This is a genomic window from Synechocystis sp. FACHB-383 (assembly GCF_014698605.1).
Taxonomy (GTDB): domain Bacteria; phylum Cyanobacteriota; class Cyanobacteriia; order Cyanobacteriales; family Microcystaceae; genus Synechocystis; species Synechocystis salina.
On record NZ_JACJTJ010000052.1, the window covers coordinates 47,065 to 60,078 of the forward strand.

Genomic DNA, 13,014 nt, shown 5'->3' on the forward strand with positions numbered 1-13,014 from the left:
TGGGGGTTCTACCCTGGTAGGGGAATGTACAAATCCGGGAGTTTTTCCATGGTCACATCCCCCTTTTCCCTTAGTCCTTTTGGTCAAGCTCGCTCCACCATTAGTGGCAGTCCCCTTGAGCCGACAGAACTGAACCAACTGCACGGTTTTTGGCGGGCAGCCAACTACTTGGCGGTGGGCATGATTTATCTACGGGATAATCCCCTGCTGCGGGAACCCCTCCAACCAGAACAGATCAAACATCGCCTGTTGGGTCACTGGGGGTCTAGTCCCGGTATTAGTTTTCTCTACACCCATCTGAATCGCATTATTAGGAAATTTGACCAGGATCTGCTCTACATGGTGGGGCCTGGCCACGGTGCGCCAGGCTTCTTGGGCCCCTGCTACCTAGAGGGGAGTTATTCCCGCTTTTTTGCCGAGTGTAGTGAAGATGAAGCCGGCATGAAGTGTTTTTTCAAGCAGTTTTCCTTTCCCGGTGGCATTGGCAGTCACTGCACCCCCGAAACCCCGGGATCGATCCATGAAGGGGGAGAATTGGGCTACTGTCTATCCCATGCCTACGGTGCCGCCTTTGATAATCCCAATCTAATTGTGGTGGGTTTAGCGGGGGATGGGGAATCAGAAACGGGGCCCCTGGCCACCTCCTGGCATAGCAATAAATTCATTAATCCGGTTCGGGACGGAGCGGTACTGCCTGTGCTCCATCTCAACGGCTACAAGATTAATAACCCAAGCGTTTTATCCCGCATTAGCCATGAAGAATTAAAGGCCTTGTTTGAAGGTTATGGCTATACTCCCTATTTTGTTGAAGGTTCCGATCCTGAATCCATGCACCAAGCCATGGCCGCTACATTGGATCATTGCGTGGCCGAAATTCACCAAATTCAAACTGAGGCCCGTAGTAGTGGCATTGGTACTCGTCCCCGCTGGCCCATGATTGTGATGCGTACCCCCAAGGGTTGGACTGGCCCCGACTACGTTGATGGCCATAAAGTGGAAGGTTTTTGGCGATCGCACCAAGTTCCCATGGGAGGCATGCACGAGAATCCGGCCCATCTGCAACAGTTGGAAACTTGGCTACGGAGTTATAAACCGGAAGAATTGTTCGACGACTACGGTACTTTAAGGCCCGAATTTAAGGCGATCGCCCCGGAGGGGGAGAAACGTCTAGGGTCCACTCCCTACGCGAATGGTGGTTTGTTACGGCGGGGTCTGAAAATGCCCGACTTTCGTCAATACGGCATCGATGTGGAGAAGCCAGGCACTATTGAAGCCCCTAACACTGCTCCCCTGGGAGTTTTTCTGCGGGATGTGATGGCCAACAACATGACCAATTTCCGCCTCTTTGGCCCGGACGAAAATAGTTCTAATAAACTCCATGCGGTCTACGAAGTTAGCAAAAAATTCTGGATTGCTGAATATTTGGAAGAAGACCAAGACGGGGGGGAACTCAGTCCCGACGGTCGGGTGATGGAAATGTTGAGCGAGCACACCTTGGAAGGCTGGCTAGAAGCCTATCTTTTAACCGGCCGCCATGGCTTTTTCGCCACCTATGAATCCTTTGCCCATGTGATCACCTCCATGGTCAACCAACACGCCAAATGGTTGGATATTTGTCGACATCTCAACTGGCGGGCAGATATTTCTTCCCTAAATATTCTGATGACGTCCACGGTGTGGCGACAAGACCATAACGGCTTTACCCACCAAGATCCAGGCTTTTTAGATGTCATTCTCAACAAAAGCCCCGACGTAGTGCGGATTTATTTGCCCCCTGATGTCAATTCCCTGCTTTCCGTCGTGGACCATTGTTTACAGAGCAAAAACTACATCAACATCATTGTTTGTGATAAGCAAGCCCACCTGCAATATCAAGACATGACTGCGGCCATTCGTAACTGCACCAAAGGAGTAGACATCTGGGAATGGGCCAGTAATGATGCCGGTACGGAGCCGGATGTGGTGATGGCGGCGGCGGGGGATATTCCCACTAAGGAAGCCCTGGCGGCCACGGCCATGCTCCGGCAATTTTTCCCCGATCTGAGAATTCGTTTTGTCAGTGTGATTGACTTGCTCAAGCTGCAACCGGAATCTGAACACCCCCATGGCCTGAGCGATCGAGATTTTGACTCCCTCTTTACCACCAATAAACCGATTATTTTTAACTTCCACGCCTATCCCTGGTTAATTCATCGGTTGACCTATCGCCGCACTAACCATGGCAATCTCCATGTGCGGGGCTACAAAGAAAAGGGCAACATCAACACCCCCATGGATTTAGCGATTCAAAATCAAATTGACCGTTTCAGCTTGGCCATTGACGTTATCGATCGCCTACCTCAATTGCGGGTGGCTGGAGCCCACATCAAGGAGATGCTCAAGGATATGCAGATTGATTGCACCAATTACGCCTACGAACACGGTATGGATATGCCAGAAATTGTTAATTGGCGTTGGCCTCTCTAGATTTCAACTAAGAGCATTGACGCCGTTCTCGTTTGCCCTCTAAATTGATCGCAATTCTGGGGGGCCGTTCCCCAGTTTATCTCCAACTTAGACAGCCAGGGGGGCTTTTTAAATGGCTTCCAAGAATTTGCCCAGGCTCCTAGGCACGCCGCTGGTTCAGCAAAATCTTGGCAGTTGGCATAAGCTAGGGCAAGGTTGAATAGACCGTGCCAATCAAAGATCGGTAAAAGTTTCCCCTGCCAGTAAACCAGCATTAATTTTGTTGGTGACTAGTTCCCGGTACATGGCTAGTTGCTGGGAGAGCAACTCGTACCGGGGCTTGGAATGTAGTACTCGAGCCCTAATGTTGGATTCCTCTTCCTTGGTGACCACACCGTTGGCCACCGCCTGTTCTATTAGGGTACGTAAGTAGGCTAATTCTTGGGCTTCTTCCGTAGTCAATTGCTGGGGACTAGGGCCTTCCACTTTCACTGCCAACCTCCTGCTCATTGCCATTGGCTCTTTTTTCCAGCTTAGCCCAGTATTTTAGTAGGGAAACTGCCCGTTAATTAACTATGTAGGCCACTGTTGATATATTCCCTTTCCGCCACCTGTTTTAACCGTCGCAGTTGGGCTTGCATATCTGCACTGGTCCAGCGGGCCGCAAACATTTGAAAGCCCCATTGCACAATGGGATTCGGTACAGTGAACTCGAATCGGTTTAGCAAATAGGTACCTTCCTCCAGGGGGCGACATTCCCAACGGTCTTGTCCTTGGAAAAATCCTTTAAACTGCCACACCACTAGCCCTGGCGATCGCTCCACCACTACACTTTTCAAGCTGGGCTTGAGCAGGGGAATTTGGATGGTAAAACGACTCCGGCCGCCGATCGCCGTGGACCATTGACCGATGGGTTCACAACGGAGGGCCGGGTTGAGCCAGAGTTGCATTAGCTCCAAATCAGTGAAACACCGTTCTACCACTGTGGCACTGGCGTTAATTTCAATGCCTTGCTCAAAAATCACGAAAGTTTACGAAAAAGCTGGTTCAAAAGGAGGGCTAGTTTACCTTTTGGGGATGGTAACAGATTTCCAGGGGTCTTAACTGGCCCAACCGGTAGGAGAGATTGCCCTGGGCCATGTTCTGCTAGATTAGCCGAGGTGCGGATCAATCCATTTTTAGCTAATCCCACCCCAAAGAATTTAGGAATTCCCTCGATGCAGTCCCCCCATGCTCCCCGCTGGAATCTTTCCCATTGGGCCATTGACCATCCCCGTTTCACCATCGGTTTTTGGTTGGCGATCGCCGTGGCGGGGCTATTGGCCTTTAGCTCCCTCAAATATGCCCTGTTTCCGGAAGTGAGCTTCCCAGTGGTGATCGTCCAGAGCAGTGGTTCGGGCTTGGATTTAGCCCAAACAGAGCAGAAGTTGACCATTCCCCTGGAGGAAAAACTAATTACCATTGCCGATGCGGATGTGCAATCGTCCACCTACCCAGGGCAAACAGTGGCATCGGTGATTTTTTTAATGGGGCAATCCCTGGAACAGGCCACCACGGCGGTGGAGCAATCTTTACAGGGGGTAACTCTACCGGCGGGCAGTGAAATTACCGTTTCTCCTTATAACCTGAACGAATCGGTGGCGGTGACCTATGCCGTGGCGTCCGAGACATTATCCCTAGAGGAAATGGCAGAGCCGTTGCGGCAGGAGATTATCCCCAAGCTCCAGAACATTGATGGGGTACTGCGGGTGGACTTACTAGGGGATGCTAACTTTCGATCGCCAGGGGTCAAGGCATCGGCTCAACAAACCATCAATCCCCCCACGTTGACTCGCCATAACGGCCAGGATGTGTTGGCGGTGCAGGTGGTGAAAACGGCCCAGGCCAATACCCTGGAGGTGGTAGACCTGGTGGAACAGTTGATTGCGGCGCAGGCCCCCAGTTTGCCCCAGTTACAATTCATCGAAGCGGAAACCACAGCAGGTTATATCCGGGAAGCAACCCAGGCCACCATTGAAGCCCTGTTGGGGGCGATCATCTTGGCGGTGTTGATTATTTATCCCTTTCTCCGTAGCGGCTGGGCCACTTTGATTTCGGCGATCGCCATCCCCCTTTCTTTGCTGGGCACCTTTATTGTGATGGCGGCGTTGGACTTTAACCTAGAAACCCTGACCCTGCTAGCCTTGGCTTTAATTATCGGCATTGTGGTGGACGATGCCATTGTCGATGTGGAAAATATTGCTCGGCACATTGAAGCGGGGGAACCGCCCAAGCGGGCCGCCAAAAATGGCACCGAGGAAATTGGCTTGACCGTATCTGCTACTACTTTCTCCATTGTGGTGGTGTTTTTACCCATTGCCTTGTTGGGGGGAACTTTAGGGGAATTTTTCTTGCCCTTTGCCGTCACCGTGTCCGCCGCTGTGATGGTCTCCCTGCTGGTGGCCCGAACCCTTTCCCCAGTGCTGACAGTATTGTGGCTGCGGCCTCAACCCCAACGATCCGCTTCTTGGTTCAGTCGGGGTTTGGATCTCCTCGGCGATCGTTACCAACAGGTTTTAGCTTGGTCTTTGGGACACCGTTGGTGGATTGTGGCCTTGGCCTTAGCCAGTTTGATGGGGGGCTTGGCCATTATTCCCCTCATTCCCCAGGGTTTTATTCCCACCCTCGACCGGGGCGAATTTAACGTCATTTTCCAGTCTGCTCCCCCCAAAATTGCTGGGGCGTTGTCCGCTCCCCCCAGGGAAAATAACAGCAGTAACAGTAATGAAGGAGGTACGGGCGGAGCCTTTGGCTGGATTGATCAACTGGCCACTAATCCTGAGGCGGTGCTGTTGCGACGGGGCCGGCGAGTGGCGGAAGAGTTAGAACCCCCTATTTTGGGCAATCCGACTGTGACAGAAACGTTCACCGTGGTGGGTACCCAGGGCAATCCCCTCCAGGGCAAAATCTATGTCAAGCTGGACGGCGATCGTCAGGTGACGACCCAAACGGTGCAAACGGAAGTGCGGGAAGCGTTGCCGGTAATTCCCCGGGTAACCACCAGGGTAGAAAATATCCTCTTTGTGCAAACGGGGGACGATACGCCCCTCAAGTTGGCTTTACTGGGCAATGATTTAGATGTGTTGCAGACCACAGGCAAAGCCTTGCAGGAAAAGGTGATGGCTTTACCAGGTTTAACCCAAATCAGCCTCACTGGGGCGGAGCCTGACAGTACGGGAATTTTGCGTCTGCGGGGGCAACGGGCGGTCTATCTCAGTGCTTCCTTGCTGCCCAACTATGCCTTGGGAGATCTCACCCAACAGGTAACGGCGATCGCCGAGGAGTTATTACCCGCCGGGGTGGAACTGAGTGTCCAGGGGGAATCGGCCCGGGTTGGATCGGTATTTCGGGAATTTGCCCTCGCCTTTTTACTTTCCTTGCTGGGGATGGCGGTCATTTTTCTGGGGCTATTCCGCCGTTTACTGGAACCAATGGTGGTGTTACTTTCCTTACCCCTATCCATTGTTGGGGCCATGGTGGGCTTGCTGGTTACCCAGAGCGAATTTGGCATGATTTCCCTGATTGGCTTGATTTTCCTTCTGGGTCTGTTGGACAAAAACGCCATTCTCCTGATTGACTATGCCAACCAACTACGGCATCACGGTTTATCCCGCCAGGAAGCTTTATTGCAAACGGGCCATATCCGTCTGCGGCCGATCTTGATGACCACCAGTTCTACCATTTTGGGCATGCTCCCCCTGGCGCTGGGATGGGGGGCCGGGGCGGAACTCAGACAACCCATGGCGATCGCCATCATTGGGGGTCTATTCACTTCCTCCGTACTCAGTCTGGTGGTGGTGCCGGTTTTGTACAGTCTATTGGATGATGCTTGGGGAAGGGAAGCTAAGTCGGAAAAATCCTGAGAGCCTGTTGGTAAAATCTGACTTTGCCTCTGTTTCCCCCCAAATTTGGGGGGTCAGGGGGGCTTTTTAAACACGTTCTGATTTTGCTCCCCTGGTAACATTTCCCCTCGGCTAGCCATTGGCAGATGGGAATGCCAAAATGAAGACAACGTTGTTTTCGGTAAGAATTATTATGTTGCGGGACTTGGTGCAAAAAGCAGTCTATTTAGGGGTTGGCATTGCTTCCTATGCCGCCGAAACAGCCAATAGCAATATCAAGGAATTGGGCAACCACGCTCAGAAGTTGGTGGATACCCTGGTGGAAAGGGGGGAAATGAATGCAGAAGAAGCCCGTCGCTATGTGGATGAGTTGATTCGGGAAGCTCAGGGGGAGGCGATCGCCCATGGGTCAGAGGAAAATAAACAGCCCCGGCGCATTGAAATCATCACAGACGAGGAGGAAACCAACGCCGATCCCCTCGCTCAAAAAACTCCCTCCCAAACGGAAGACGTGGAAGCCCTGCGGCGACAGGTAGCGGCCCTGCAGGCGGAATTGCAACGTTTGAACCGTCAACCCTAACCAAGGGCTACAGCGTCCACCACAAGTTGTCAACACTGCAAATAGCAAAAATAGCAAAACAGTTATGGAAGATTGGGAGAAAAACCTCTGGTTGGCGGTGGAAACCTTGACCACAGCGGTGGAGACTTGGGTGGATGATGTGGAGAACGCCCTAGGGGAAGTGGCCGAAACCATCGAAGAGGAATTGGGTACCGAGTTGCAATGGTTCTGGCAAGAATGGTCCACTTTCTGGGAAGACTTGTCTGACTTTGACGGGGACTTAACCGACCTAGGGGAATTTGGCGATCGCCAGGGCAGGGAAGGGCGGAACAATCGAACAAATGATCGAGATCGAGGCTATTCGTCCATGGTGCCCTGGTCTTCCCTGGACGGGGACTTGGGTCTCAATCCCCATCTGCCAGCCAGCGCCAATCATCAACCTGCTTGCCAAGGCTGTCAGCACTACCACGGTTATGTGTACAACGGACAACTACTGGTGTGTGCTATGCACCCCTATGGCTGGGAAACGGAACAATGCCCCGATTGGCAAGGCCCCAATCCCAATTAATTGTTTTTACTAATATCCAATAACTATTTCAACGGCCAGGGCAGGCGATCGCCTAAGGGAACTGCTAAGGTTTTTGTTGGCCGCTCCTTGACTCCAGCAATTTTTTCCCTATGTTTGGTTTCCTCAATCTCCATAAACCGCTGCAACTCACTTCCCATGATTGTGTGGCCAAAGTGCGCCGTCTATTAAGGCAAAAACGGGTGGGTCACGGAGGAACCCTAGATCCTTTAGCGGAGGGCGTATTGCCGATGGCGGTGGGGCCGGCGACCCGGTTACTGCCCTACTTAACCGGAGAAAAGCAATATCAAGCCATTATTCGTTTTGGGGTGCGTACCGACAGTGATGACCTTGCTGGAGAGGTGTTAGAGAGTAAAAATGTTAGTAATTTAACCCTTGCTGATGTAGAACAGCTTTTACCAGCTTTTTTGGGAGAAATTGAGCAAATACCGCCCCAATACAGTGCTATTCAGATTAATGGTAAGCGGTTATATGAATTGGCTAGGGCCGGCATTACCCAAGCAGTGCCCAGTCGCAGGGTGACCATTGATGACTTGAGAGTGCTCGGTTGGCGATCAGGGGAGCAGCCGGAATTGGATTTACAAATTACCTGTGGGGAAGGAACTTATATTCGGGCTTTAGCCAGGGACCTTGGCGATCGCCTGGGAACGGGGGCAACCTTGGCTGGCTTAGTACGACAACGCAGTGGGGGCATGGCATTGGAAAACAGCGTCGGTTTAACCGCTTTGGAAAAAATCGCTGAGGCAGGGGAGTCCATTCCCCTCATTCCTCCCGAGGAAGCGTTGAGCCATTTACCCACAGTCCGCCTAAATAGTGAGTTGGAAAAAAGGTGGTTCCATGGCCAAAGATTACTGTTGCCGGATCTCCCCGTGGGAGTGGCACTCATTACATCGGATCTAGACCCAGTAAAATGCTTGGGCGTTGCCGTTGTAACCCCAGAAGACCATGGCACAGTATTACGGCCAAAAGTTGTGCTGAATTAAAAGTTGTTGTAACCAACCTTGGGCATTATCACTTGCCAAATAAATTTCAGTTAAAAACTTGTCAAATTTACTTTCTTAACGAATCAAATAGTTGTTAATCTAACTTTAACTATGGCTAACAAAAAAATTATTGTTTTTGACCTAGATGGAGTATTAATCGACTCCGAAGAAGCTAACTACCAAGCCTTTGCCTATGGCATTGAACAATTGGGTTTGCCTCGGCCCGATCGCCAAACAGTGGTTTCCCTCGTGGGACTGAAAGCTTCCCTGATGTTGGAAAAATTAGATTGTCCAACAGAAGAAGTAGAACGTATTTTTAAAGATTTTGTCCAACCTTTTTACATCGAAAATCTGCCCCAACTAGCGGCTCCCATGCCCCAAGCTGGAACGGTTTTAGAAACTTTGAAACAACGGGACTACACAATTCTAGCCTGCACTTCCGGCGATCGCCGTACCCAAACAGCAGCTCTGCAAGGAGTCGGTCTATGGTCAGCCATTGAAACCATGCTGGCCGCAGATGATTCCCCATTTGCTAAGCCCGATCCCCGTTACCTGCAACAATTGCTCGCTCCCTATGATTACCAAACCCTTTTGCATGTGGAAGATGCAGAAGTCGGTATCCGCATGGGGCAAGCTTGCGGCGCTGTGAGCATTTTTGCTGAGTATGGCTATGGTTCCCTACCAGCGGATTTGCCAGTGGATTATCGTCTTACCCAACTGACCGATATTTTGGCGATCGCCCTTTAGAATTATCTTGACGATCAATTTCAGGATGTAAGGATGAAGCTTTAGTTGCCTCTCCACGCTCCACTGTAAAATCAGGTTAAAATTAATAAACTTAGTAAATGCACAGTTTCTACTCTTCGATATAGCCTGGTGAATGAAAGATGACATTAAACAAGTCAATGACGTTGCCAAAGAATTTAATATGACCAAAGTTCAACGTAAAGAATTTGGACGGTTTTTAGAGAGACAAAAAGAACTCAATTTGGGCGGGACAAAAAATAAAAGAGGCGACTTTACCTATCAAGAACTACAACAACAAGCGAAACAATTTTTAAAATCATGAATCCATTGAAGTTTTTGTCAACAGCCAAACCCCAAACAAAAATCACAAAAGATTGTTTTTATAGTCTAATCCAGCCTATTTATGGTCAAACTTGTTGGCAGATTCGTTTAGGCTATGGACAAGAACTATGTTTAGAAATTGGCAAGAAAATTCCTTATCATTCTCCTGCTCTGAGTGGTGAATTTAAAGGGGAATGGCAACTTGGCACCAGAGCTTCGGATTGGACAATTTACAAAAAAAGACATCCTGCTGTTAGAAACTCTGACTCATTGATGAAATCATCTGATCATGAAAAATTAATCAAACAGAAAATTGCCAAAATAAATGGACAAAAAATCTATGAAATAGAAGTTATTGACTTTCAAGAGGTTGACTTTTCTTATTATTTGTTCGATTTTGGATTGTACAATTTGATAATCCCCGATCAAAAAATTGAAGATGACTTGCCACTGTGGGAATTATTTATGCCGAATAACCAAATCTTGGAGGTATATCCCAACTTTGAATTTCAACTCCATTCCCAGGACGAAATTGCCTGAGAGCAATCTGTTCTAGTTGCCCAATCCATCTGCTATCTTTGTAAAGAAAAATTTACAACTTTGTCCATGGTTATTGCCGTTTCCCCCTCCGTCCCCTGTCCCAGCACCGAACAAGTGCGCCAGGCGATCGCCGCTAGTCGGGACTTCTTGCTGTCGGAACAATACCCTGATGGTTACTGGTGGTCTGAGTTGGAATCTAACGTTACCATCACGGCGGAAGTGGTCATACTACATAAAATTTGGGGCACAGCAGCCCAAAGACCCCTGGAGAAGGCGAAAAGTTATTTGCTCCAACAACAACGGGACCATGGCGGTTGGGAACTGTACTATGGCGATGGCGGTGAACTGAGCACCAGTGTAGAGGCCTACACAGCCCTGCGGATTTTGGGCGTTCCAGCTACGGATCCAGCCTTGGTCAAAGCGAAAAATTTCATTGTTGGCCGGGGCGGCATTAGCAAATCCCGCATTTTCACCAAAATGCACCTGGCCTTAATTGGTTGCTATGACTGGCGGGGCACCCCTTCCATTCCCCCTTGGGTCATGCTTTTGCCCAATAATTTTTTCTTTAATATTTACGAAATGTCCAGTTGGGCCCGCTCCAGTACGGTGCCTTTGATGATTGTCTGTGACCAAAAGCCGGTGTACGACATTGCCCAAGGCCTACGAGTGGACGAACTCTATGCGGAAGGGGTGGAAAATGTCCAGTACAAATTGCCGGAGAGTGGCACTATTTGGGATATTTTCATTGGTTTGGATAGCCTGTTTAAGTTGCAAGAACAGGCCAAAGTGGTGCCCTTCCGGGAACAGGGTTTGGCCCTAGCGGAAAAGTGGATTTTAGAACGTCAAGAGATTAGTGGGGATTGGGGTGGCATTATTCCGGCCATGCTCAATTCCCTGTTGGCCCTGAAAGTGTTGGGCTATGACCTCAATGATCCCTATGTACAGCGGGGCATAGCGGCGATCGACAATTTTGCCGTGGAAACGGAAGATAGCTATGCCATCCAAGCCTGTGTTTCCCCGGTGTGGGATACGGCCTGGGTGGTGCGGGCCTTGGCAGAGGCGGATCCGGGTAAGGATCATCCCGCCCTAGTTAAAGCGGGGCAGTGGTTGCTGGATAAGCAAATTCTCACCTATGGTGATTGGCAAATCAAAAATCCCCAGGGTAAACCGGGGGCCTGGGCCTTTGAATTTGATAATAATTTCTACCCTGATATTGACGACACCTGCGTGGTGATGATGGCTTTGCAGGGCATTACCCTCCCCGATGAAGCTAGAAAACAGGGGGCAATTGATAAAGCTTTGCAATGGGTAGCCACCATGCAGTGCAAAACCGGAGGCTGGGCCGCCTTTGACATTGACAATGATCAAGACTGGCTGAACCAGTTACCCTACGGGGATTTGAGGGCTATGATTGACCCCAGTACCGCCGACATTACCGCCCGGGTGATTGAAATGCTTGGGGCCTGTGGTTTGACCATGGACTCCCAACGGGTAGAAAGGGGTTTGGCCTACTTGCTTCAAGAACAAGAACAGGATGGTAGTTGGTTTGGCCGCTGGGGGGTGAATTATCTCTATGGCACCAGTGGGGCCCTATCTGCTCTGGCTATTTACGATGCCCAACGTTTTGCCCCCCAAATTAAAGCGGCGATCGCCTGGATATTGAGCTGTCAAAATGCAGATGGGGGCTGGGGAGAAACCTGTGAAAGCTATAGAAATAAGCAGTTAAAGGGTAAAGGTAACAGCACTGCTTCCCAAACCGCCTGGGCTTTAATTGGTTTGTTGGATGCCCTCAAATATTTACCTAGTCTGGGACAGGATGCCAAACTAACCAGGGCGATCGAGGGGGGTGTGGCTTTTCTCGTCCAGGGACAAACCGCCAAGGGCAGCTGGGAAGAGGCAGAATTTACGGGCACCGGCTTCCCTTGTCATTTTTATATCCGCTATCACTACTACCGCCAATATTTTCCTCTCATTGCCCTAGCTCGCTATAACCATTTACCCACATCAGCAGAAACCCTGGGGTGATATCCGCCCGACTAACCCCTGGCGATCTGGGGAAATCTGTCCTAAGATTGGAGGGGTTAAACTGCGGGATGTAGCGCAGCTTGGTAGCGCGCCTGCTTTGGGAGCAGGATGTCGCAGGTTCAAATCCTGTCATCCCGATTCGCTATTTCTGTACAAGTTCAATGAAGTTTTAAATGATGTCCTGACGTTTTTTAAGTAGGAAGATGATTGCCAGGCACAAAAATCCCTGGAGCAAGAGAACTTGCCAATTAATCAATAGATTGCCCCAACTAGGATCGTAAACGGGATTAGTTTTAAAGGCAGATTCCATCACTTTGCCATCGGGGAAAATAATCGGTTCTGGTATAAGACCATTGATGTCCAATAACGTGCCATAGGCACCAATGGACCAACGACTGACTGTTAACCAGGAAAGATACTGACTCACCCCTTTAATTTGGAACAGTACACCGGAAAAAATGATTTGGGGCAGTAATAAAATTGGTAAGGCAGTGTTAGCCTGGGTTTCACTTTTAGCAAAGGTAGAGACCATAAGGCCTAAACACAGGGCACTAAAGAGGGTCAGATAGGTTGTTGTTACGAATGGCAGCTTGTCTGGCTTTCTCCATCGTTGAATGGCCGCTGGCCCAGCCCCAGCCCCTCACTCCCTGGGCGATCGCCGAATAATCGGCCAAGGCCGGGGGCATAATAGAGCCCATGGTCAGCAAAGATAAACTATAGACAAAAGGCAGTCTTCTCAGCTTGAAAATAGTTCCCATGGCTGCATCGTTAGCTCATACCGACAAACTTACAGAAATATTACCCTAGTTTTCGCTACGGCGGATTCCGCATCTAGCTGGCACAGTAACAACAATGAGTAAAATAGTTCTGTCTAGTTGTAGCAGAATTCAGCATAACACCAATTTCTGCTAACTTTTCAACAGATTC

At 49.9% G+C, this 13,014-nt stretch carries 13 protein-coding genes and 1 tRNA gene; 10 read left to right on the plus strand and 4 right to left on the minus strand.

The features are described 5' to 3' along the window. The first annotated feature begins 48 nt into the window (after positions 1–48). Complete coding sequence (locus H6G45_RS16695) at positions 49–2,466, plus strand: phosphoketolase family protein (protein WP_190599530.1); 2,418 nt, start codon at positions 49–51, stop codon at positions 2,464–2,466. A 213-nt stretch (positions 2,467–2,679) separates the two neighbouring features. Here the strand turns inward: H6G45_RS16695 and H6G45_RS16700 are convergent, their stop codons facing one another. Together H6G45_RS16700 and H6G45_RS16705 are read right to left on the minus strand one after the other, a co-directional pair. Continuing rightward, positions 2,680–2,937, minus strand: coding sequence for a hypothetical protein (locus tag H6G45_RS16700; protein WP_347338286.1), 258 nt, complete (start codon positions 2,935–2,937; stop codon positions 2,680–2,682). Between the two features lie 77 nt (positions 2,938–3,014). Next, a complete protein-coding gene (locus H6G45_RS16705; RefSeq protein WP_190599532.1) occupies positions 3,015–3,470 on the minus strand; it encodes an SRPBCC family protein in 456 nt (151 codons plus the stop codon). 192 nt (positions 3,471–3,662) lie between these two features. Between H6G45_RS16705 and H6G45_RS16710 the strand changes: the two genes are divergently transcribed. The 9 genes from H6G45_RS16710 to H6G45_RS16750 all read left to right on the plus strand — a co-directional run bounded on the left by H6G45_RS16710 (position 3,663) and on the right by H6G45_RS16750 (position 12,225). Next, positions 3,663–6,347 carry an efflux RND transporter permease subunit gene (locus H6G45_RS16710; RefSeq protein ID WP_190599533.1) on the plus strand — a complete coding sequence of 895 codons (2,685 nt, stop codon included), beginning with the start codon at positions 3,663–3,665 and terminating at the stop codon, positions 6,345–6,347. A gap of 139 nt (positions 6,348–6,486) precedes the next feature. Further along, the gene (locus H6G45_RS16715; protein WP_190599534.1) at positions 6,487–6,906 is read left to right on the plus strand and encodes a phasin family protein; all 420 of its coding nucleotides are present in this window, start codon (positions 6,487–6,489) and stop codon (positions 6,904–6,906) included. Positions 6,907–6,970: 64 nt separating this feature from the next. Then, positions 6,971–7,453 carry a hypothetical protein gene (locus H6G45_RS16720; RefSeq protein ID WP_190599535.1) on the plus strand — a complete coding sequence of 161 codons (483 nt, stop codon included), beginning with the start codon at positions 6,971–6,973 and terminating at the stop codon, positions 7,451–7,453. Positions 7,454–7,563: 110 nt separating this feature from the next. Next, entirely contained in the window at positions 7,564–8,454 is an 891-nt protein-coding gene (gene truB, locus H6G45_RS16725) for a tRNA pseudouridine(55) synthase TruB (RefSeq protein ID WP_190599536.1), read from the plus strand. A 111-nt stretch (positions 8,455–8,565) separates the two neighbouring features. Next, the gene (locus tag H6G45_RS16730) at positions 8,566–9,201 is read left to right on the plus strand and encodes an HAD family hydrolase (protein WP_190599537.1); all 636 of its coding nucleotides are present in this window, start codon (positions 8,566–8,568) and stop codon (positions 9,199–9,201) included. A 133-nt stretch (positions 9,202–9,334) separates the two neighbouring features. Beyond that, complete coding sequence (locus H6G45_RS16735; protein ID WP_190599538.1) at positions 9,335–9,523, plus strand: hypothetical protein; 189 nt, start codon at positions 9,335–9,337, stop codon at positions 9,521–9,523. After that, entirely contained in the window at positions 9,520–10,062 is a 543-nt protein-coding gene (locus tag H6G45_RS16740; RefSeq protein ID WP_206754995.1) for a hypothetical protein, read from the plus strand. The genes H6G45_RS16735 and H6G45_RS16740 overlap by 4 nt, the downstream gene beginning before the upstream one ends. 66 nt (positions 10,063–10,128) lie before the next feature. Further along, entirely contained in the window at positions 10,129–12,087 is a 1,959-nt protein-coding gene (gene shc, locus H6G45_RS16745; RefSeq protein WP_190599540.1) for a squalene--hopene cyclase, read from the plus strand. 64 nt (positions 12,088–12,151) lie between these two features. Beyond that, positions 12,152–12,225: transfer RNA gene (locus H6G45_RS16750), tRNA-Pro, on the plus strand. A gap of 31 nt (positions 12,226–12,256) precedes the next feature. Here the strand turns inward: H6G45_RS16750 and H6G45_RS16755 are convergent. Further along, positions 12,257–12,619 (minus strand): hypothetical protein, encoded by a 363-nt coding sequence (locus H6G45_RS16755; RefSeq protein ID WP_242018217.1) that lies wholly within the window; start codon positions 12,617–12,619, stop codon positions 12,257–12,259. A gap of 19 nt (positions 12,620–12,638) precedes the next feature. Next, the gene (locus H6G45_RS16760) at positions 12,639–12,845 is read right to left on the minus strand and encodes a hypothetical protein (protein WP_190599541.1); all 207 of its coding nucleotides are present in this window, start codon (positions 12,843–12,845) and stop codon (positions 12,639–12,641) included. Positions 12,846–13,014: the final 169 nt, after the last annotated feature.

What these genes read in the sequence shown, in the direction of transcription:
- shc (WP_190599540.1), top strand. Translation starts at nt 10,129, where the DNA reads ATGGTTATTGCCGTTTCCCCCTCCGTCCCCTGTCCCAGCACCGAACAA.
- H6G45_RS16740 (WP_206754995.1), top strand. Translation starts at nt 9,520, where the DNA reads ATGAATCCATTGAAGTTTTTGTCAACAGCCAAACCCCAAACAAAAATC.
- H6G45_RS16730 (WP_190599537.1), top strand. Translation starts at nt 8,566, where the DNA reads ATGGCTAACAAAAAAATTATTGTTTTTGACCTAGATGGAGTATTAATC.
- H6G45_RS16735 (WP_190599538.1), top strand. Translation starts at nt 9,335, where the DNA reads ATGAAAGATGACATTAAACAAGTCAATGACGTTGCCAAAGAATTTAAT.
- truB (WP_190599536.1), top strand. Translation starts at nt 7,564, where the DNA reads ATGTTTGGTTTCCTCAATCTCCATAAACCGCTGCAACTCACTTCCCAT.
- H6G45_RS16760 (WP_190599541.1), bottom strand. Translation starts at nt 12,845, where the DNA reads ATGGGAACTATTTTCAAGCTGAGAAGACTGCCTTTTGTCTATAGTTTA.
- H6G45_RS16755 (WP_242018217.1), bottom strand. Translation starts at nt 12,619, where the DNA reads ATGGTCTCTACCTTTGCTAAAAGTGAAACCCAGGCTAACACTGCCTTA.
- H6G45_RS16720 (WP_190599535.1), top strand. Translation starts at nt 6,971, where the DNA reads ATGGAAGATTGGGAGAAAAACCTCTGGTTGGCGGTGGAAACCTTGACC.
- H6G45_RS16710 (WP_190599533.1), top strand. Translation starts at nt 3,663, where the DNA reads ATGCAGTCCCCCCATGCTCCCCGCTGGAATCTTTCCCATTGGGCCATT.
- H6G45_RS16695 (WP_190599530.1), top strand. Translation starts at nt 49, where the DNA reads ATGGTCACATCCCCCTTTTCCCTTAGTCCTTTTGGTCAAGCTCGCTCC.
- H6G45_RS16715 (WP_190599534.1), top strand. Translation starts at nt 6,487, where the DNA reads ATGAAGACAACGTTGTTTTCGGTAAGAATTATTATGTTGCGGGACTTG.